The organism is Amycolatopsis sp. cg13, assembly GCF_041346965.1.
Classification (GTDB): domain Bacteria; phylum Actinomycetota; class Actinomycetes; order Mycobacteriales; family Pseudonocardiaceae; genus Amycolatopsis.
Genome location: NZ_CP166848.1, coordinates 7,255,121 through 7,273,944, shown reverse-complemented (window position 1 = coordinate 7,273,944; position 18,824 = coordinate 7,255,121). Strand labels below are relative to the sequence as shown.

General features: G+C 69.3%; 19 protein-coding genes. 9 read left to right on the top strand and 10 right to left on the bottom strand.

Annotation, left to right across the window (positions count from 1 at the left end):
* Positions 1-6: 6 nt before the first annotated feature.
* Positions 7-684: an MtrAB system response regulator MtrA gene (gene mtrA, locus AB5I40_RS34180; protein ID WP_005150760.1), complete on the bottom strand. Its 678-nt coding sequence runs from the start codon at positions 682-684 to the stop codon at positions 7-9.
* A gap of 173 nt (positions 685-857) precedes the next feature.
* Between mtrA and AB5I40_RS34175 the strand changes: the two genes are divergently transcribed.
* From AB5I40_RS34175 to solA, 3 genes are all read left to right on the top strand, one after another.
* Positions 858-1,643 (top strand): IclR family transcriptional regulator, encoded by a 786-nt coding sequence (locus tag AB5I40_RS34175; protein ID WP_370934308.1) that lies wholly within the window; start codon positions 858-860, stop codon positions 1,641-1,643.
* A 182-nt stretch (positions 1,644-1,825) separates the two neighbouring features.
* Positions 1,826-4,060 carry an FAD-dependent oxidoreductase gene (locus AB5I40_RS34170; protein WP_370934307.1) on the top strand — a complete coding sequence of 745 codons (2,235 nt, stop codon included), beginning with the start codon at positions 1,826-1,828 and terminating at the stop codon, positions 4,058-4,060.
* A complete protein-coding gene (gene solA, locus AB5I40_RS34165; RefSeq protein ID WP_370934306.1) occupies positions 4,057-5,181 on the top strand; it encodes an N-methyl-L-tryptophan oxidase in 1,125 nt (374 codons plus the stop codon). Before AB5I40_RS34170 ends, solA begins: the two co-directional genes overlap by 4 nt.
* Here solA and AB5I40_RS34160 read toward each other — a convergent pair.
* Positions 5,171-6,073: an SDR family oxidoreductase gene (locus tag AB5I40_RS34160; RefSeq protein ID WP_370934305.1), complete on the bottom strand. Its 903-nt coding sequence runs from the start codon at positions 6,071-6,073 to the stop codon at positions 5,171-5,173. The two genes, solA and AB5I40_RS34160, sit on opposite strands and share 11 nt — an antisense overlap.
* A gap of 84 nt (positions 6,074-6,157) precedes the next feature.
* Between AB5I40_RS34160 and AB5I40_RS34155 the strand changes: the two genes are divergently transcribed.
* Entirely contained in the window at positions 6,158-6,730 is a 573-nt protein-coding gene (locus AB5I40_RS34155; RefSeq protein ID WP_370934304.1) for a TetR family transcriptional regulator, read from the top strand.
* On the opposite strand, the gene AB5I40_RS34150 is transcribed toward AB5I40_RS34155, so the two are convergent.
* Positions 6,727-7,368: a dTMP kinase gene (locus AB5I40_RS34150; RefSeq protein ID WP_370934303.1), complete on the bottom strand. Its 642-nt coding sequence runs from the start codon at positions 7,366-7,368 to the stop codon at positions 6,727-6,729. The two genes, AB5I40_RS34155 and AB5I40_RS34150, sit on opposite strands and share 4 nt — an antisense overlap.
* Positions 7,369-7,394: 26 nt before the next feature.
* Positions 7,395-7,640, bottom strand: a complete 246-nt coding sequence (locus AB5I40_RS34145) for a hypothetical protein (protein ID WP_370934302.1) — start codon at positions 7,638-7,640, stop codon at positions 7,395-7,397.
* 366 nt (positions 7,641-8,006) lie between these two features.
* Here AB5I40_RS34145 and AB5I40_RS34140 point away from each other — a divergent pair, with 366 nt between their 5' ends.
* Complete coding sequence (locus tag AB5I40_RS34140; protein ID WP_370934301.1) at positions 8,007-8,969, top strand: hypothetical protein; 963 nt, start codon at positions 8,007-8,009, stop codon at positions 8,967-8,969.
* 1 nt (position 8,970) lies between these two features.
* Here the strand turns inward: AB5I40_RS34140 and AB5I40_RS34135 are convergent, their stop codons facing one another.
* The gene (locus AB5I40_RS34135; protein WP_370934300.1) at positions 8,971-9,615 is read right to left on the bottom strand and encodes a TetR/AcrR family transcriptional regulator; all 645 of its coding nucleotides are present in this window, start codon (positions 9,613-9,615) and stop codon (positions 8,971-8,973) included.
* 104 nt (positions 9,616-9,719) lie between these two features.
* Here AB5I40_RS34135 and AB5I40_RS34130 point away from each other — a divergent pair, with 104 nt between their 5' ends.
* Together AB5I40_RS34130 and AB5I40_RS34125 are read left to right on the top strand one after the other, a co-directional pair.
* A complete protein-coding gene (locus AB5I40_RS34130; RefSeq protein ID WP_370934299.1) occupies positions 9,720-10,499 on the top strand; it encodes an SDR family oxidoreductase in 780 nt (259 codons plus the stop codon).
* Positions 10,496-10,942: a nitroreductase/quinone reductase family protein gene (locus AB5I40_RS34125; RefSeq protein ID WP_370934298.1), complete on the top strand. Its 447-nt coding sequence runs from the start codon at positions 10,496-10,498 to the stop codon at positions 10,940-10,942. The genes AB5I40_RS34130 and AB5I40_RS34125 overlap by 4 nt, the downstream gene beginning before the upstream one ends.
* A 9-nt stretch (positions 10,943-10,951) precedes the next feature.
* Here the strand turns inward: AB5I40_RS34125 and AB5I40_RS34120 are convergent, their stop codons facing one another.
* On the bottom strand, positions 10,952-11,416 hold the full coding sequence (locus tag AB5I40_RS34120; protein WP_370934297.1) for a YbaK/EbsC family protein: 465 nt from the start codon (positions 11,414-11,416) through the stop codon (positions 10,952-10,954).
* Positions 11,417-11,463: 47 nt separating this feature from the next.
* Here AB5I40_RS34120 and AB5I40_RS34115 point away from each other — a divergent pair, with 47 nt between their 5' ends.
* Positions 11,464-12,006, top strand: a complete 543-nt coding sequence (locus AB5I40_RS34115; protein ID WP_370934296.1) for a helix-turn-helix domain-containing protein — start codon at positions 11,464-11,466, stop codon at positions 12,004-12,006.
* 28 nt (positions 12,007-12,034) lie between these two features.
* Here AB5I40_RS34115 and AB5I40_RS34110 read toward each other — a convergent pair whose 3' ends face one another.
* Together AB5I40_RS34110 and ahcY are read right to left on the bottom strand one after the other, a co-directional pair.
* On the bottom strand, positions 12,035-12,211 hold the full coding sequence (locus tag AB5I40_RS34110; protein ID WP_370934295.1) for a hypothetical protein: 177 nt from the start codon (positions 12,209-12,211) through the stop codon (positions 12,035-12,037).
* A gap of 102 nt (positions 12,212-12,313) precedes the next feature.
* Positions 12,314-13,786: an adenosylhomocysteinase gene (ahcY, locus tag AB5I40_RS34105; RefSeq protein WP_370934294.1), complete on the bottom strand. Its 1,473-nt coding sequence runs from the start codon at positions 13,784-13,786 to the stop codon at positions 12,314-12,316.
* A gap of 128 nt (positions 13,787-13,914) precedes the next feature.
* Between ahcY and AB5I40_RS34100 the strand changes: the two genes are divergently transcribed.
* Entirely contained in the window at positions 13,915-16,152 is a 2,238-nt protein-coding gene (locus tag AB5I40_RS34100) for a hypothetical protein (RefSeq protein ID WP_370940675.1), read from the top strand.
* Positions 16,153-16,215: 63 nt separating this feature from the next.
* Here AB5I40_RS34100 and AB5I40_RS34095 read toward each other — a convergent pair whose 3' ends face one another.
* Positions 16,216-16,941 (bottom strand): LPXTG cell wall anchor domain-containing protein, encoded by a 726-nt coding sequence (locus AB5I40_RS34095; protein WP_370934293.1) that lies wholly within the window; start codon positions 16,939-16,941, stop codon positions 16,216-16,218.
* A gap of 276 nt (positions 16,942-17,217) precedes the next feature.
* Positions 17,218-18,762, bottom strand: a complete 1,545-nt coding sequence (locus tag AB5I40_RS34090) for an amino acid permease (RefSeq protein WP_370934292.1) — start codon at positions 18,760-18,762, stop codon at positions 17,218-17,220.
* Positions 18,763-18,824: the final 62 nt, after the last annotated feature.

Below are 18,824 nucleotides of genomic sequence, written 5' to 3'. Positions count from 1 at the left end.
GCACGATCACGGCGGGCCGGCCTTGTACCCGACTCCGCGCACCGTCAGCACCACCTCGGGGTGCTCCGGGTCCTTCTCCACCTTCGAGCGAAGGCGCTGGACGTGCACGTTCACCAGCCGGGTGTCGGCCGCGTGGCGGTAACCCCACACCTGCTCCAGCAGCACCTCGCGGGTGAACACCTGGCGCGGCTTGCGGGCCAGCGCCACGAGCAGGTCGAACTCGAGCGGGGTCAGCGGGATCGCCTTGCCCTCCCGGGTGACCTCGTGGCCGGGAACGTCGATCGCGAGGTCGCCGATGGTGAGCGATTCGGCGGGCTCGGCCTCGGTGCGGCGCATCCGGGCGCGCACGCGGGCGACGAGTTCCTTCGGCTTGAACGGCTTGACCACGTAGTCGTCGGCGCCGGACTCGAGCCCGAGCACGATGTCCACGGTGTCGCTCTTGGCGGTGAGCATGACGATGGGCACGCCGGACTCGGCGCGGATCGCCTTGCACACGTCGATGCCGTTCATGCCGGGCAGCATGAGATCGAGCAGGACGAGGTCCGGTTTCAGCTCCCGCAGCGCGGGCAGCGCCCGCGAACCGTCCGCGACGACCGCGGTGTCGAACCCCTCCCCGCGCAGGACGATGGTGAGCATCTCCGCCAGCGCCGGGTCGTCGTCGACCACCAAGACACGTGCCTTCATGACCACATGTTCGCACTACCGCCCGCACTCGCGCGCACGACCCGCGCGTTTGACCACCGGAAAGATCAAGATCACCGGCCCGGTTGGGCCATCCGGCCCCTTCCGGCGTCCGGCCGCGACCGGATTCGCCCGCTCAGCCGAACAGATCGCAGCCGAACGGTTACTGTTGCGCTATGCGGAACCAGGACTCGGGAAACGCAACGGGAAGCGCGGTGCAGTCCGTCGACCGGGCGATCACAGTCCTGGAGCTGCTGGCCCGCAACGGCGAAACCGGCATCACCGAGATCGCCGGCGAACTGGGCGTGCACAAGTCCACCGCGTCCCGGCTGCTGAGCGTGCTGGAGGCGCACGGGCTGGTCGAGCAGCTGGGCGAACGCGGCAAGTACGCGATCGGGTTCGGCGTGGTCCGGCTGGCCGGCGCCGCGACCGGCCGGATGGACCTGGCGAAGCTCGGCAGGCAGACGTGCCAGACGCTCGCCGAGGAACTGGGCGAGACGGTCAACATCGCGATCGCCGACGACGGCGTCGCGATCAACATCAGCCAGGCCCGCGGGTCGGCGGCGATCACCACGCAGAATTGGACCGGACAACGCACGCCGCTGCACGCCACCTCCAGCGGCAAGGTGCTGCTCGCCGCGATGGACGACGCCGAGCGCAAGCGGATGCTCGCGCACGAACTGGAGCAGTTCACGCCGCGCACCACGGTCGACCGCGACGAGCTGGCGGCCGAGCTGGAGCGCGTCGCCGAGGACGGCTACGCGGCTTCCTTCGAGGAGCTGGAACTGGGCATGCACGCGGTCGCGGTGCCGGTGCGCGGGCCCGGCGGCGACGTCGTCGCGGCGATGAGCGCGTCCGGTCCGTCCTACCGGCTGTCCAAACAGCGGATCCGGCAGATCGTCGCGCCGATGGCCGAGGCGGCACGGGAGCTTTCCGCTCAGCTTGGCTACTTTTCCGCGTGACCTCCCAGGCCGCGGCGGCTCTCTTGACAGCGCGCCCGCGATCCCGCAATTTGTGAGTTGCAGCAGACGGAACATCGATCTCCATCCGCAACGCGTCCGTTCCCCGGCGGGGGCGTTCCGGCATGCCTGTCTCGTCCCGAGCCGGGCCGTCGCGACGGCCGGCAGGCAGGAGGTACCTCGCGATGGCGGTGCGACCGCGGGTGGTTGTGCTCGGCGCCGGGCTCCTCGGCTGCGCGGTCGCCGATGAGCTGACCGAACGAGGCTGGACGGACGTCACCGTTCTCGAACCGGAACCGGCGATCGCTTCGGCCGGGCCGGGGCTGCTGTTCCGCACGCACGCCGACCGCACGGCGTCCGAGTTCGCGAAGTACACGGCGGAGAAGTACAGCGGGCTGACCGTCGACGGCGGCTGGTGTTTCCAGCCCGTCGGAAGCTTGGAACTCGCGACCACGCCGGAGCAGCTTTCCCGGCTGCGGCAACGGCTTGGCTGGGCGACGTCGTCCGGCGTCCGCGGCTACCTGCGCGAACCGGGCGAATGCGCCCAGCTGCACCCGCTGCTCGACCCCGCGAAGGTGCTCGGCGGCCTGCATCTGCCCGGCGACGGGCTCGTCAAGCCGATCCGCGCGGCGCTCGCCCAAGCCCGCCGCGCCAAGGAACGGGGCGCGAAATTCCTTACCGGACAAGAGATTGTCGAGATCGTGCGCACGGCGGGCCGGGTGACCGCGGTGGCGACCGCGACCGACCGGTTCCGCGCCGACGTGGTCATCTCGTGCGCCGGAGTGCGCGGGCCGCGGTTCGGGCGGCTGGTCGATATCGCGGTGCCGGTGGTGCCGATCGCCGTCGATCACGCGCGGACCACGCCGCTGGCGCAGCTCGCCGGGGACAACGACCACTTCACCGAGGCGGACAAACCGATCCTGCGCGGTGCCGGGCTGTCGCTGCGCGAGCACGTCGACCGGCTGGGCATCAGCGCGCTCGGCCCGGTCGAGCCGGATGCCGAGTTCGCTCCGGCGGGTTTCGAGGAGTCGTGGACGGCTGCGCTCGGGTTGGTGTCCGCGCTGGCTGAGGCGAAGGTCGAGGAGGGCGTCCGGCAGCTGGTTGCGGGTACGCCGGACGGGTTGCCGTTGCTGGGCGAGCATCCGGATCTCGACGGGTTCTGGGTCGCCGAGGCGGTGGACTGCGCGTGGTCCGCCGGGGTCGCGCGCGAGCTGACGCGCTGGCTCATCGAGGGGCAAGCGCACCTTGACCTGCACTCCGTCGACCTCGCCCGGTTCGATCGGCTGCAGCTCGCTCCCGGTCGCGTTCGGGAGCGGAGTTTGGCGACAGCCGGGCATCAACGACCAGCGACGGACCTGCTGCGGACCTCACCGTGCTACGAGCACGAAGTCGCGCTGGGAGCGGAGTTTCGCGAGGAAGACGGCTGGGCGCGGCCGCAGCGGTATTCCGACAGTCGCGCGGAGGCCGTCGCGACTCGGAGCCGGGTGGCGTTGTTCGACCTGACCCCGCGGCGACGGCTGGAGATCACCGGCCGCGGCGCGCTGCCGTTCCTGCAGACGATGACCACGAACCAGCTCGACCGTCCGCCCGGCTCCGTCACCGACACGTTGCTGCTCGGCGAGGACGGCGGCGTCCGCAGCGATCTCACCGTCGCCCGGCTCGGCGTGGAGCAGTTTCACGTCGCCGCGCGCCACCACCGGGATGTCGCGTGGCTGCGTCGTCATCTGCCCGGCGACGGTTCGGTCCAGCTGCGCGAAACGACCGGCGGGACCTGCTGTCTCGGCCTCTGGGGACCGCTCGCCGAACGGGTGCTGCCCGAACTGTCCACATCGGACTCCCGCGTTTGGCGGACGTACGTCGGCGACGTGCCGGTGACCGTGCTGCGCGGGTCCGAGGTCGGCGAACCCGGCTGGGAACTGCACACCGGAGCGGACCTCGGCCGGTCGCTGTGGGACGCACTCTGGTCAGCCGGGCAGCCGCACGGGATCGTGGCGGCCGGCGAGGACGCGCTGCGCAGCCTCCGGATGGAGGAAGGGCACCGAAGCTGCGGCATCGACGTGACCACCGAGCACGACCCGTACGAAGCCGGGCTCGGGTTCGTGGTGCGGATGGACAAGGGCTACTTCCTCGGCCGGGACACGCTTCTGCACCGTTCTCCTTCGACAGTGCGGCGGAAACTGGTGTGCCTGGTCGTCGACAACGCGCATTCCGTCATGCGGGGTCGCGAGCCGGTGTACGTCGACGGCCGCCCGGCGGGATACGTCACGAGCGGCGCGTACGGCTACACCGTCGACAAAAACCTGGCTTATGCCTGGCTTCCCGTCGAGGACGCCCGGCCGCGCACGCCAGTGGAAATCGAACACTTCGGGGAACGGTTCGCGGCGAAGGTGGCCGCGGAACCGTTGAGGAGCACTGAATGACGCATTACGACGTGATCGTGATCGGTCTCGGCGGGATGGGCAGCGCGGCTGCCTACCGGCTGGCGCAGCGGGGCCAGAAGGTGCTCGGGATCGATCAGTTCGCGCCGGTGCACAACCTCGGTTCGAGCCACGGCGGTTCGCGGATCACGCGGCAGGCGTACCTCGAAGGGCCGGATTACGTACCGCTTTTGCTGCGCGCGCACGAGATGTGGGATCAGCTCGAACGCGACTCCGGACGGTCGCTGTTCACCCGCTGCGGCGCGGTGATGGGCGGACCGCCGGAGTCGCGCACGATCACGGGCAGCACGCTTTCCGCCGAGAAATTCGACATCCCGCACGAAATCCTGGACGCGGACGAGATCCGGCACCGGTTCCCCACCATCTCCCCAGCCGAGGACGAGGTGGCGCTGTGGGAACCCGGCGCCGGTTTCGTGTCGCCGGAAGGAAGCGTCGCCGCGCATCTGCGACTCGCCGCGCGCCACGGTGCCGAACTGCACCACGAAGAGCAGGTTTTCACCTGGACCAGCACGGAAAACGGGGTGCGCGTCGGCACCGCTTCGAGCTACTACACCGCCGAGCGGCTCGTGCTGTGCCCCGGCGCGTGGGCTCCCGTGCTGCTCGGCGACCTAGGCGTCGATTTCGAGGTGCGCCGCCAGGTCCAGTACTGGTTCGAACCGGAGGACGTGCGCCCGTTCGTCGACCATCCCGTCTACCTCTGGGAAACCGCCGAAGGCGGCCAGTTCTACGGATTCCCCGCGCACACCGCGCAAGGCGTCAAGGTTGCGATACACCTTGGCGGCGAACCGTGCACGGCCGACACGATCGACCGGCGGATCCACGACGACGAGGTACGCACTGTCGCCGCGGTTGTCGGCTCCCGGATCCCGACGCTCCCGGCGACCTTCCGCCGCGCGGCGACCTGCCTCTACACCAACACCCCGGACGAGCATTTCGTGATCGCCCCGCACCCGAAGCATCCGCGCGCGGTGGTGGCGTGCGGATTTTCCGGCCACGGCTTCAAATTCGTGCCGGTGATCGGGGAAATCCTCGCCGACCTGATCGTCGACGGCGCGACGCGGCATCCGATCGCGCTGTTCGATCCGGCGAGGTTCACGCCGTAGCGAAGTAGTGCTCCTCCGCCAGATCCTCAAGCAGGCCAGGGTGTTCCGGCTTCCAGTCGAGCAGTTCACGCGTGCGCGCGGCGGACGTCGGCGCGTCCGACTGCACCATCGGCGCCAGGAACGCGAAGTGCGCCGGAGCTTCCTCCGGGGTGATGGACTTCGCCGGTACACCGAGCCGGGCACCGATCGTCTCGGCGATCTGCCGGAGCGAAAGGCCCTCGTCGCCGACCGCGTGCAGCACGACCCCGGCAGGCGCGCTCTCCAACGCGAGCCGGTAGAGCCGGGCCGCGTCGAGCGTGTGCCCGGCGGACCAGCGGTTGGCCCCGTCGCCGACGTACGGCGAAACCCCGGCCGCGCGGGCGAAACGGATCATGGTCGGGACGAAACCGTGCTTGTCGAGCGAACTGTGCACCGACGGCGGCAGCCGCACGACTGACGACCGGACACCGCGGTCGGCGAGCCCGAGCACGTAGTTTTCCGCGTCCACGCGCGGACCGCCGGGAAGCCGGTCGTCCTCGGTGCCGGTGCGGCCGAGCCCGGCGAACATCAGGGTGCCGGAGGTCGAGACCAGTGGTTTTCCGGTGCCGGCGAGGGTTTCGCCGAGCGCTTTCAGCGCGACGAGATCCGCGTCGACCGCTCCGGCGAACTCGCCGCTGGCCATCAGGTCGTGCTTGAACGCCAAGTGCACGACGCCGTCCGCCTCGGCCGCCGCCGCGCGCAGGCCGTCGAGATCGTCGAGGTCGCCGCGCCGCACCCGCGCGCCGCGTTCGGCGAGCGTCGCGGCGGAGGCGTCCGACCGGGCGAGGCCGACCACCTCGTGTCCGGCGGCGAGCAGTTCGGGGACGAGGGCCGAGCCGACGTGGCCGCTGGCTCCGGTGACGAAAACCCGCATGGGCCTTCCTTTCCATGTTGATGACACCTGGTGACATCACAGTACGCCTCATGTCATCCGGTGTCATCACCTAGACTGGACGGCATGGGCCGCTGGGAACCGAACGCACGCCAACGCCTGGAGCGGGCCGCGCTCGACCTGTTCACCGAACGCGGCTACGACCAGACGACGGTCGCCGAGATCGCCGAACGCGCCGGTCTCACGAAGCGGACCTTCTTCCGCTATTTCGCCGACAAACGGGAAGTGCTGTTCGGCGGCCAGGAGGAACTGACCCGGCTGTTCTCCGAGGGCATTGCCGGGACGCCAGCGGGCGCGACGCCGTTCGAAGCGGTCGGCGGGGCATTGGATGCCGTCGCGACGGTTTTCACCGGCGAGCGGCTCGCTCTGGCCCGGCAACGGCAGCCGGTCGTGGCGGCGAACAACGACTTGCTCGAGCGCGAATTGCTCAAGCGCACCAGGCTGGTCGCGGGCATGCACGACGCGCTCGCCGCGCGCGGAGTCGGCGAACCGACCGCGCACATCGCGGCCGAATTGGGCTGCCTCGCGTTCGGCACGGCCTTCCACCGATGGATCGAGGAAGGCAATCGGCGGGAGTTCGGTGCGCTGGCGGCCGAGGCACTCGACGAACTGCGCGCCGCGACTGCGGCCTTGGGTTAAGCCAGCAGCGACTTCGCCAACGTCGGCAGATCAACCCCAGCCACACCGTCCAGCACATGCCACGGTGCCAGCCACGACTCCGCAGCCAACTCGTCATACACCGCGGCACAACGCTGCTGCAGCGAATCATCCGACTCGAACGCGTCCCGCGTCCGCGCCGCGTCCGACTCCGCTCGGCGCACTGCCCGCTCGGCAGCGACCTCCGGGCTCACCCGCAGCAGCAGATGCGCGTCCGGGCGCGGCAATCCGAACCGCGTCACCTCGAGGTCCCAAACCCACTGCACCACAGCGCCATCCGCGTGCTCGCGCAGGCGCGCGGCGACGTACGCGGCGTTCGAGGCGACGTAGCGATCCAGCAGGACCACGTCGTTGGCCGCGAGCAGTTCGCGGATCTCGTCAGCCGCGCCGCTGCGGTCGAGGGCGTAGAGCAGCGCCATTCCGTACACCGAATCGGCGAGGTCGCCGTGCCCGCGATGCAGCGCTTCGCGCACCAGATCGGCGTGCACGCTCCTGCCGTAACGCGGGAAAGCGAGGCTGCCGACGCTCGCGCCAGCGTCCGTCAGCGCAGCAGTCAGCCCCTCGGACAGCGTGCGCTTGCCCGCGCCGTCCAGACCTTCGATTACGACCAGTCGCCCCACGCCGTCGAAGATACTTGGTGGCTCGCTCAGGCTGCCTCGCGGCGCGCGCGGACGTAGCCGAAGTAACCCACCGGCACCGCGACCAGCAGCCCGGCGAGGCACAGCAGCGGAATCCAGTCGTCGCCGTGCGGCTGCGCCGGCGTGCTTTGGCCGTCTCGCGGCACCACCTCGCTGCGCGGCACGGCCGTAAGGTGGGCGTTGCCGGTGTCGGCGGGCTGCGCCGCGCCCGCGCCCGGAGCCGACACCGGCAACGCCAGGCCCGTGAACGCCACGAGGAGCAGCAAGCGTCCGACGTGCCTTCGGCAACTGGTCGAGGACCGCCGGACCCGCCCGGCAGTGCTCCCCACGTGATTCGGTTTCCCCAAGCCCATGACGCACCTCCCGCCTAGACGTGGCCAGTGGTGGTCACAACGGTGAACCGGTCGATCACTCCGAGCAAGATGCCCGTCCGGCAACGGGGGTGTTCCGGGTCGGCGGTGGAACACGGAACGGTTACCCTTCCGTGGCCAAGCACACCAAACGGGGGCCGGACCCGTAACCGCGCGCTGCTAACGTGAACGTTCCGCGGCATTCACGCCCAGCGCACGGGCGGCGTTGAAGGGACAGCGGTGGCACGAGACGGGGATGGCCCACTGATCATGGAACCTGGCCGGCGCGGCGCGGGTGAACTGCCGCCCGAGCTCGGCGAAGCACTGCGGTCCGGTGAATTCCACCAGGCGCTGCGGCTCGCGATCGCGCATCGCGGCCTGTCACTCGCCCGGCTGCGGGCGCACCTCGCGCTCCGCGGCGTCCACATCGGACAGTCGACGCTGAGCTACTGGCAGCGCGGGCTCCGCCAGCCGGAGGTGCCCAAGGCGCTGCCCGCGGTCCGCGCGCTGGAGTCGGTGCTGCAACTGCCGGCGGACTCGCTGGTGGTGCTGATCGGCCCGCGCACGGCGCGTCCGCGCGGACATCAGGCGGCGGCGTCGTTCCACGACCTGCGCTCGGGCGAGATGGGCGCGATCGTCGAGCAGCTGATGAGCGACCTCGGCGCGCCGCCGACGTCCCGGCAGTCGAATTCCGACCTGGAAATGCTGTCGGTGCACGACCAGATCACCATCGACGAGCAGCAGCACCAGGTCAAATTCCGGACCCGGCTGGTCACCCGCGCGCGGCGGCACGGCCCGGACCGGTACGTGGCCGTCTACAACGGCGACCCCGGCTGCCGGATCGACGACGTCGAGCTGATCACCGCGGAAGGCTGCCGCGTCGGCCGGATCCGCAGGCATCCGGCGCGCGAGACGATGGCGACGGAGCTGCTTTTCGACCGGAAGCTCGCCGAGGGCGAGATCCACGTTTTCTGCTTCGAAATCCACGACAATTCCGCCGTGACGTTCCCCGGGTACTACCGGATGCTTCGCGACCAATGCGCGAGCTATCTGCTGCAATTGCAGTTCGCGCCCACCGCGATGCCCGCCCGGATCACCCGCGAGGTCCGCGCCCGCGACGACGCCCTGCCGGTCGAGGCGGAGGAATTGCCGTGCGACACCGGCGGCGTGACGAGCGGGTATTTCCGCGACACCGGCCCGGGGCTGGCCGGCATCGCGGTGGAATGGAACTGACTCAATCGCCGACAGACGCGCCCGGCCCATTCACGGCGTACCGGGCGGCAATGGTGCGGACGGCCTCGTCGACTACCTGAGCGACGCGTTCGGCGCTCACTTTCCAGTCCGGCACCAGGAGTGCCGGCCAGAAGACGTAGTTGGAGATCATGCCCAGGAACTGGGTGGCGGCGAGGTCCGCGTCCTCGATCCGCACCGTTCCCGCCTCATGCTCAGCCAGCAGGTAGCTGCGCACGGACTCGAAGTAGGGCATTTTCCCCTGCGAGAACTGCGCATGGGCCAGTTCAGGGAACCGCGGCAGCTCCGCGATGACGATCCGGAACAGGTCGGTCATCCGGGCCTGGCCTAGCAGCTCGGCGTAACGGCGACCGATGATGCCGAGCCCGTCGACGACGTTGCCCGCCGGCGGTGGATCCTCCTCGCCGGCGGTCGCCCATGCCTCGGTCACGATGGCGTCGAACAGGGCGGCCTTGCTCGGAAATTGCTTGAACAGGGTGGCCCGCGAGACACCCGAACGGTCCGCGATTCGCGCCAGCGACGTCCGGTCGTACCCCAATTCGAGGAACAGCGAGGTCGCGGCCGCCACGATCAGCGCGCGCTTCTCCTGGGCGACGCGCTGGTGATACGTCGGTACGACCCTGTCCATGGGCCGAGCCTACGAGGTGAGTGGCTTGACTCACCACTGCCGCCGCCCTAGCGTTGGAGTGGTGAGTCACCCGGCTCACCACCCATGCACCGAAGGACCATTCGATGTCCCGCTTCGACAACCAGACCGTGCTCGTGACCGGTGGCGCCGGCGGCCAAGGCTCGAGCCACGTGCGCGCCTTTCACGCGGAGGGAGCGAACGTGATGATCGGCGGCATCGACGTGCGACGCGGCACCGCTCTCGCCGACGAACTCGGACCCCGCGCTCGCTTCGTCCGCCTTGACGTCACCGACGAGAGTTCGTGGTCCGCCGCCGTGCTAGCCGCCGAGAGCGCCTTCGGCGCCTTGAACGTGCTCGTCAACAACGCGGGCGTGCAGAATCCGCCGGCGACAATCGAGAACACGGATCAGGCGACGTGGTCGCGCATCCTCGGCATCAACCTCACCGGGATCTTCCTCGGCATCAAGATCGCGACCCCGGCCCTGCGCCGCGCCGCCGGGGGAGCCATCGTCAACGTCGCCTCGATCATGGGCCTGGGCGGCACGGCGCACTACGCGCCGTACGTCGCCAGCAAATGGGCCGTGCGAGGCCTCACCCAAACGGCAGCGCTCGAACTCGGCCGCGACCGCATCCGGGTGAACACCATCCACCCCGGCGTGATCTCGACCCCTTTCATCCACGAACCGGCGGCCGGTGCCACCGCGGCGATCGCCGACTTCTACTCACCAGAGCCGTTCGCCATTCCCCGGCTCGGGGAGCCGGCCGACGTCACTCGGCTCCTTCTGTTCCTCACGTCATCGGACGCGTCGTTCATTACGGGGTCCGAGTACGTCATCGACGGCGGACTCCTCCTCGGCCCGGCCCTTCCGGCCGAGGCAGCATGAGCGCTCCAGACCCGACCGAGTCCCACCTGCCCAGCCACCTCCGGCGAGCCATCGAGATCACCCCCGCCGCGGGCACCAGGGAGCGGATCATCGACATCACGACGCTGGGCCGCCGCACCGGCAAGCCACGCCGCATCGAGATTTTCTTCTACCGAGCAGCGGGCGCCACCTACCTGTGCAGCGGCGCCGGCGGTGCCGCGACCGACTGGCATGCGAACCTTCTCGCCAATCCCGACTTCGTCTTCCACCTGAAGAACGGAATCCGCGCGGATCTGCCCGCACGGGCGACGCCGGCCACCGACCCAGCCGAACGTCACGCCGTGCTGGCGGAGATCGTCGCGGACCTCAATCAGCCCCACGATCCCGGCACCATCCGGCCGACTCGGCTCGAAGACTGGGCGGACAGCCGGTTGATGCGCATCAGCTTCCGCCATCGGCCGTGAAGAGCCGCTTTATCCGTCCACCCGCTGCGGCGTGCCCTTGGTGATCCGGACCAGTTCGTCGAACGTCGTCGGGAAGACGGCATTCGGCGTCCCGGCCGCCGCCCACACCTCCGAGTACTGCTGCAACGCCTCGTCAACCACGGTCTCCAGCGGCGCCGGGTGCCCGACCGGCGAGACCCCGCCGATCACCTGCCCAGTCGCCGCGCGCACCTCGTCCGGCTTCGCCCGGCGGATCCGGCCGCGCCCGAGCCGCGCGGCGAGCGCCTCGACGTCCACCCGGTGCGCGCCACTGGTCAAGACCAGCAGCGGGGCGTCGTCGGCCATGAAGACCAGGCTGTTCGCGATCGCGCCAACGGTGCAGCCCAGCGCTTCCGCCGCCTCGGCCGCCGTCCGCGTGGACTGCGGGAGAGTCCGCGCCTGACCAGCGACGCCTGCCTCATCGAGCGCGTCCTGCACGTTCTGCATTGCCGACATCGGCACACCTCCAGCTGTTCTGTAAACAGAACACTAGACTAGGCCGGGTGTCGACGTCACCCGCCCCGGACGGCCGCGCCCTCGCCGCGGCGGTCGGTACCCGCATCCGAACGCTGCGCACCCGCGCGGGCGTCGGCCTGACCACGCTCGCCGCCGACAGCGGCCTCGGCAAGGGAACCCTGTCGGAACTGGAAAACGGCCGCCGGAACCCGACGCTGGACACGCTGTTCGCCATCGCCACCGCGTTGTCGATCCCGTTGAGCGACTTGCTTTTCGGCGACGACGGCGTGGCTGAGGCGCACGGCGACAGCGTGGCCGCGACCCTGCTGGGCCGATGGGAGGACTCGGAGGGCGTGACCGAGGTTTACCGGCTGACGATCCATGAGCGGGTTCAGGTGTCGCATCCGCATAGCGCTGGGGTGCGGGAAGTTCTGACTGTATTGACTGGAGTGGCGGAGGTGGGGCCGGTTTCCGCTCCGGTGACGGTTTCGGCTGCCGGGACGCATACGTTTATCGCGGAAACGGATCATGTTTACCGCGGAATCGGCGGACCGGCTACTGCGGTGTTGACGATGCGGTATCCGCGTTAGCGGACAAGGAGTCCAGAGCGGTTGCCGGTCACCACTCTCCCCTTGTCCAGTCGAGCGCCTCGCTGACCGCAGTGCCCCAGCCGCCGGAGAGTCGCTCGATCTCGTCAAGGCCGACCGGTTCCCGCTCGGGCTCGAAGCACACGATCTTGCCTTCGGCAAGCAGTGCTTGCTCCCCATCGCTGATCCGCACATTCGGATTTTTCATGTCATCAGGAAAGCAGGTACCGGAAGCGAAGCCCTCAAACGTTTCCCAGTGCAGACAAAAGCCGCCCCGAAACGCATTCCGGGGCGGCTTCAGTGTCAGCGATCAGTAACGGTAGTGCTCCGACTTGAACGGACCTTCGACGTCCACGTCGATGTATTCCGCCTGTTCCTTCGACAGCTTCGTCAGCTCGCCGCCCAGTGCCTCGAGGTGGATTCGCGCGACCTTTTCGTCCAGCTTCTTCGGGAGGCGGTAAACCTCCTTGTCGTACTCCTCGGTCTTGGTGAAGAGTTCGACCTGCGCGATGACCTGGTTCGCGAAGCTGTTCGACATCACGAAGCTCGGGTGCCCGGTCGCGTTGCCCAGGTTCAGCAAGCGGCCCTCGGACAGCACCAGAATGCTCTTGCCATCAGGGAAGACCCACTCGTCGACCTGCGGCTTGATGTTCACGCGCCGCACGCCCGGGTACCGAGCGAGGCCTGCCATGTCGAGCTCGTTGTCGAAGTGGCCGATGTTGCCGACGATCGCCTGGTGCTTCATGCGCGCCATGTGCTCGACCATCACCACGTTCTTGTTGCCCGTGGTGGTCACGTAGATGTCGCCCTCGTCCAGCACCGTCTCGAGGCGCTTGACCTCGTAGCCGTCCATCATCGCCTGCAGCGCGCAGATCGGGTCGATCTCGGTGATGATCACCCGGGCGCCCTGGCCGCGCAGCGATTCCGCCGCGCCCTTGCCCACGTCGCCGTAGCCGCAGACCACCGCGACCTTGCCGCCGATCAGGACGTCGGTGCCGCGGTTGATGCCGTCGATCAGCGAGTGCCGGATGCCGTAGCGGTTGTCGAACTTCGACTTCGTCACCGAGTCGTTGACGTTGATCGCCGGGAACAGCAGCTCGCCCGCGGCCGCCAGCTGGTACAGCCGCAGCACGCCGGTGGTGGTTTCCTCGGTGACGCCCTTGACGCTCTGCCCGATGGCGGTCCACTTGCCCTTGTCCGCGGCGACCGAAGCACGCAGCAGCTCGAGGAAGACCTTCCACTCCTCGGGGTCCTCGTCGTCGGCGGGCGGGACCACGCCGGCCTTCTCGTATTCGGTGCCCTTGTGCACCAGCATGGTGGCGTCGCCGCCGTCGTCGAGGATCATGTTCGGGCCTTCGCCCTCCCACGTGAGCATCCGCTCAGTGCACCACCAGTATTCCTCGAGCGTTTCGCCCTTCCACGCGAACACCGGGACGCCCTTGGGCTCCTCGGCGGTGCCGTGCGGCCCGACGACGACCGCGGCCGCGGCGTGGTCCTGGGTGGAGAAAATGTTGCACGAAGCCCAGCGCACCTCCGCGCCGAGCGCCACCAGCGTCTCGATCAGCACCGCGGTCTGCACGGTCATGTGCAGCGAGCCGGCGATACGCGCGCCGCGCAGCGGGTATACCTCGGAGTATTCGCGACGCAGCGCCATCAGGCCGGGCATCTCGTGCTCGGCGAGCCGGATCTCCTTCCGGCCGAACTCGGCGGCCTCGAGATCGGCGACGGCGAATTCGATGCCGCCCCGGGTGTCGTGCCGCTTGACAACGCTTTCGGGGGTCATAGTGCGGTTCCTCCAAGGTTTGATGGCACCTGAACAGTACCGTTGTCGGCTCGACCCTGACTCGAACGGATGAGGAGAGAATCACCGTGCCCGCCCCGCTCCCCGGCCCTGACACCCGCATCGTCGAAATGAGGGTGTCCGGACTCGTGGGCACGAGCGGCGAGACGCTCCTCGACACGGTCCAGACCGTCGACGTCGCCGGCGACGAACTCGGCCGCGTGGTGCGCCCGGCCGACCGGCTGCGGCGTCCGGCACCCGGTCCGGTGGTGCCCGCGCTCGGCCGGTCGATCCCGCGCACCGTCGAAGGCTACCTGTGGAGCGGCATGACGTCCGGCGGCGTCGCGAAGGCCGCCTGGGCGCTGCTGTTCCCGTTCTCGCTGGCGAACGTCGCGTTCTGGATGCTGCCGCCGGTGCACCGCGCCCGCTGGCTCGGCGGCCTGTGCCGCGGCCTGCTGCGGATCGCCTCGGTGCTGCTCACCATGCTGCTGGTCAGCCAGGTCGCCGCGGCCGTGCTCGACCTCGTCGCGACCCAATGCCTCGCGCCCGGGCGAGCGTGTCTCACCTGGGTGGCCCCGGAACTGCGCAAGGGGCCGCTGCGCATCGGCATCGGCGTGGCGGTGCTCCTGGCCCTGGTCTACGCCCTGCACCGGATCTCGTCCACGAACTGGCGGGTCCGCCCGCCCGAACACCCCGGCCGCAAAGGCGTCCCGATGCGGTTGCGCGCGGATCCGGAAGCGCCCGGAATGTCCGCGACCCACGCCGTCGCCGCGCTTGCCTGCATCTCCTTGCTCTTGCTGGGCGGGCCGTTTCACGTGCCCACGAAAATCCCGGAACTGGTCGGGTGGATCTGCACGCTCGCGCTGGTCCTCGCGGTCCTGATCGGCGGCGCGATCGGCAGCGACACCGGCACCATCGCGCGCCGAAGCCTGATCACCTTCGCGACCCTGCTGGTCATCTTCGCCGCCGTGCTGGCCAAGCCAGTCGACGACCGGCTCCCCGGCGTCGACAACACCGTCGAAGGCCTCGGCGGTTCGCTGCTCGTAGTCACGCTGCTGTTCGCACTCGCGCTGATCCCGTCGGCGCTGCTGGCCCGCAAAGCCTGGCGCGACCGTCCGCGCCGGCTCCGCCCGTGGCTCGGCGGCTGGGCCGCGGCCCCGGTTCTCGCGCTGGCCGGATTGCTTGGCGGCGGTTTCGGCGCCGGTCTGGCGATCGCCGTCCGAAAACTGCTCCGCGCCGAAAAGCTTTCCCTGCCCACGACGTACGACCTGGTCACCGTCCTGTGGGGCGGCGGGCTAGGCCTGATGGCCCTGCTCGCCATCGCCGGGTACGCCATCGGCATCCCGCTGCGCCGCCGCCGACGCGGCATCCCGCCGATCGTCGAACTGATGGAACACGACGAGCAGCAAGAACAAGACGCCGCCCGGGCCTGGGCCCGCTCTGCCTGGGAACGCCGCCACCTGCACCATCTGGCGTTGATCGTCGCGCTGGGCCTGTGCGTCGGCGCGATCACCCTGCTGGTCGTACGGTTCGGCTTCAACCTGCAGCCCAGTTGGTTCACCACGGTCTCGGCGATCGGCGTATTCGCGCTCGGCGCACTGGCCGCCGGTCTGCTGCGAGTGGTCTACTCCGCGGCCCGCTCCCCCCAGCGCAGCCGACACTTGGGTGCCCTGGCGGACCTCGTCTCCTTCTGGCCACGCGCCGCGCACCCCGGCGTACCGCCTTGCTACGCGCTCAAAGTCGTCCCCGAACTGGCCGACCGGGTCAAGGAACACCTGGCCGAACCCGGCACCCGAGTCGTCCTGTCCGGCCTGAACCTGGGCAGCATCCTCACGGTGCTGACCGCCGCCCAGCTGACCGCCGAACTCCCGCCGGACGAGCGCGACCGAGTCGGCCTGCTCACCGCCGGCTCGCCGCTGCAGTGGGGCTACCAACGCGCCTTCCCCGCAGTGCTGCCGCAGGATTCGCTGGCCGAACTGTTCGCCTCACTGGACGGCCGCTGGCGCGCCCTGTGCCGGGGAACGGACATCTTCGGCGGCGGCGTAACCACCTGGCGGCACCAAACCAGCGGCGGCCACCTGCTCGGCGAGGGCTATCTGCCGGAAGGCAAATGGGGAGCCCTGGAAGCCACCCCGGACGACGCGGGAGTCCTCATCCTGGGCGGCGACCACTGGGTGCCCGACCCGCTGCGAGCCCCCGACGGCCGCAGCCGCTGGGCCCCTGGAGTCCTCAAACACACCGAGTATCTGGCCGATCCGGAGTGGGACAACGCAGTCGCGATGGCCGCGGGACTGGGCCGCCCCAACGGCCGAGCCCGCACCTTGGGCGAACAGGGTTCGCTCTTCGGCGACCTGCCCCGCCCTCGCTGAAAACGCCAGTGCCGGGTTTCTCGAGGGGAGATTCCCTCAAGAAACCCGGCACGGACTTTCAGATCAGTTGGTGCCGCGACGACGCAGCTTCAGCAGCACGAGCAGGCCGCCGCCGGCGACGATCAGCACACCGGCGATCCAGAACAGCCAGGCGTTGTCGAACCCGGTGTTGGCCAGGCCGCCGCCGGTGCCGTTCTGGTTGCCCGCCGGGACCGCGGCCGGGGCGCTGGTCGTGGCGGGAGCGGAGGTCGCGCCTGCCGGGACCGAGGAGGTCGCCGAGGTGCCCGGCGTGGTGGTCGGGGTTTCCGAAGCAGGCTGCGACGGAGTCGTGGTCGGGGTCTCCGAGACCGGCGGCTTGGTCGGCGCGGTCTTGACCCCGCAAGCGAACCACCGGTCGATCTTGGGCTGCGACCCGTCATAGTTGTGCGGCGCGACCAGGTCCGTCCACGGCGCGACCTTCGGAAGCTTCTTCGCGCCCGGCACGTAGACCGAGTGGCCGTCGTCGCCGCCCACGACCACGATCGCCTGGACCGTCACGCCTTCGGCGGTCTCGGTGATGGTCAGCGACTTCTCGCCGTTGCCGCCGGTGAACTTGAGGTCACCCTCGTCCAGCTTGCTGCCGCTGACGCCCTCGACCTTGCTGCAGTCGGTGATCTTCGTTCCGGGCACGGGGTTCCCGCGGTGGTCGCCGGTGGTGCAGGCGGACGCGGACGTCGCCGTGCTCAGAAGGGCGAGCCCGGCGACCGCGGCAACGGCGAACCCGGCGCGAATTTTGGTGGGGATGGGCATGGAGTTACTCCTCGAAGGAAAATCCGAACGGGGGAAAGCGCATGCGAAACCACGACCCTCCGTAGGAACCCCGACCACTGTTCGCGCGAATTACCCGCTAGTGATTAACCCGTCAGAGGGAGACGACGCGGAGAGTATCGCACCCGCAGTTGCCCGATCACCCTGGGTTCGAGTCGCCGTCCGAACCGAAATCCGCGAGTTGCGCGCCCGTGACCACACACGCGAAACGGCCCGTCGCCCACACTGGGCGACGGGCCGCTGAGCAGCTAAAACAGGTCAGTCGGCGACCGGCGGCGCGGATTCGGAAACCGCCCCGCCCTGCGCGATGCCCGACTGCCGCTTCCCGAGCAGCGAATGCCGCCGGCTGTAGGCGAAGTAGATGACCACGCCGATGACCATCCAGACGACGAACCGCAGCCAGGTCAGCACGGTCAGGTTCAGCATCAGCCACAGGCACGCCAGGATCGCCAGCGGCGCGATGACCCACACGGCGGGCACGCGGAAGGCGCGCGTCAGGTCCGGGCGGGTCTTGCGCAGCACCAGCACGCCCGCGGACACGAGGATGAACGCGAACAGCGTGCCGACGTTGACCATTTCCTCGAGCTTGTCGGCCGGGAAGAACGTCGCGCCCGCCGCGACCAGCGCGCCGACCACGATCGTCGCGCGCTTCGGCGTTCCGCGGTCGCTCGTCTTGGCCAGCGACCGCGGCATGAGGCCGTCGCGGGACATCGCGAAGATGATCCGCACCTGGCCGAGCATCAGGACCATGACGACGGTGGTCAGACCGGCCAGCGCGCCGACGGAAATGATGTTCGCGGCCCAGTCGACGCCGTTCGCGGAGAACGCGGTGGCGAGCGTCTTGTGGCTGCCGTCGCCCGCCGAGGTCGACAGGTCGGTGTAGGGCACCATGCCGACGACCACGAGCGACACCGCGACGTACAGGACGGTCACGATCGCCAGCGAGCCGAAAATGCCGCGCGGCACGGCCTTCTGCGGGTTGCGGGTCTCCTCCGCAGTGGTCGCGACGATGTCGAACCCGATGAACGCGAAGAACACGATCGACGCGCCGGCCAGCAGGCCGAAGATGCCGAACGAACTGCTGCCGCCGCCCGCGATGAGCGAGAACAGCGACTGGTCGACGCCGCTTTCGCCGGAGCCCGCCGGTTTGCCCTCGGGGACGAACGGCGTGTAGTTGCTCGACTTGATGTAGAAGATGCCGAGGATGACCACGAACAGCACGACGGCGACCTTGATGCCGGTGATCACCATCGAGAACCGCGACGACAGCTTCGTGCCGAGCACCAGCAGCGTCACCAGCGCGGCGACGACGATGAACGCGCCCCAGTCGATCGCGAAACCACCGCCGAGATCGATCGACGTCTTGGTTCCCTTGCCGAAGATGTACTCCAGCACCGTCTGCAGATAAGACGACCAGCCCTTGGCGACCGCGGCGGCGCCGACGGCCAGCTCCAGGATCAGGTCCCAGCCGATGATCCACGCCATGAACTCGCCGAAGGTGGCGTAGGAGAACGTGTACGCGCTGCCCGCGACCGGGACGGTGGAAGCGAATTCGGCGTAGCACAACGCGGCGAGCGCGCAGGCGATCGCCGCGATCACGAACGCGACGGACACCGACGGCCCGGCGAAGTCGCCCGCCGTGCGCGCGGTGAGCGTGAAGATGCCGGCGCCGATGACCACCGCGACGCCGAAGACCGTGAGGTCCCACGCGCTCAGGTTCCTGCGGAGTTTCGTCTCCGGTTCATCGGTGTCCGAAATGGACTGCTCGATTGACTTGGTGCGCCACAACCCAGTGCCGGGCAACGTTGACCTCCTGCGGTGACCTTCGTGGGGACCGGGCGCCACCCTAGCGTGTCAGTTGGGCG

Coding starts and splice junctions, on each gene's coding strand:
- ahcY (WP_370934294.1), bottom strand. CDS start 13,786: ATGACCCCCGAAAGCGTTGTCAAGCGGCACGACACCCGGGGCGGCATC.
- mtrA (WP_005150760.1), bottom strand. CDS start 684: ATGAAGGCACGTGTCTTGGTGGTCGACGACGACCCGGCGCTGGCGGAG.
- AB5I40_RS34135 (WP_370934300.1), bottom strand. CDS start 9,615: ATGGACAGGGTCGTACCGACGTATCACCAGCGCGTCGCCCAGGAGAAG.
- solA (WP_370934306.1), top strand. CDS start 4,057: ATGACGCATTACGACGTGATCGTGATCGGTCTCGGCGGGATGGGCAGC.
- AB5I40_RS34120 (WP_370934297.1), bottom strand. CDS start 11,416: ATGTCGGCAATGCAGAACGTGCAGGACGCGCTCGATGAGGCAGGCGTC.
- AB5I40_RS34170 (WP_370934307.1), top strand. CDS start 1,826: ATGGCGGTGCGACCGCGGGTGGTTGTGCTCGGCGCCGGGCTCCTCGGC.
- AB5I40_RS34175 (WP_370934308.1), top strand. CDS start 858: ATGCGGAACCAGGACTCGGGAAACGCAACGGGAAGCGCGGTGCAGTCC.
- AB5I40_RS34140 (WP_370934301.1), top strand. CDS start 8,007: ATGGAACCTGGCCGGCGCGGCGCGGGTGAACTGCCGCCCGAGCTCGGC.
- AB5I40_RS34130 (WP_370934299.1), top strand. CDS start 9,720: ATGTCCCGCTTCGACAACCAGACCGTGCTCGTGACCGGTGGCGCCGGC.
- AB5I40_RS34125 (WP_370934298.1), top strand. CDS start 10,496: ATGAGCGCTCCAGACCCGACCGAGTCCCACCTGCCCAGCCACCTCCGG.
- AB5I40_RS34100 (WP_370940675.1), top strand. CDS start 13,915: ATGAGGGTGTCCGGACTCGTGGGCACGAGCGGCGAGACGCTCCTCGAC.
- AB5I40_RS34160 (WP_370934305.1), bottom strand. CDS start 6,073: ATGCGGGTTTTCGTCACCGGAGCCAGCGGCCACGTCGGCTCGGCCCTC.
- AB5I40_RS34110 (WP_370934295.1), bottom strand. CDS start 12,211: ATGAAAAATCCGAATGTGCGGATCAGCGATGGGGAGCAAGCACTGCTT.
- AB5I40_RS34095 (WP_370934293.1), bottom strand. CDS start 16,941: ATGCCCATCCCCACCAAAATTCGCGCCGGGTTCGCCGTTGCCGCGGTC.
- AB5I40_RS34155 (WP_370934304.1), top strand. CDS start 6,158: ATGGGCCGCTGGGAACCGAACGCACGCCAACGCCTGGAGCGGGCCGCG.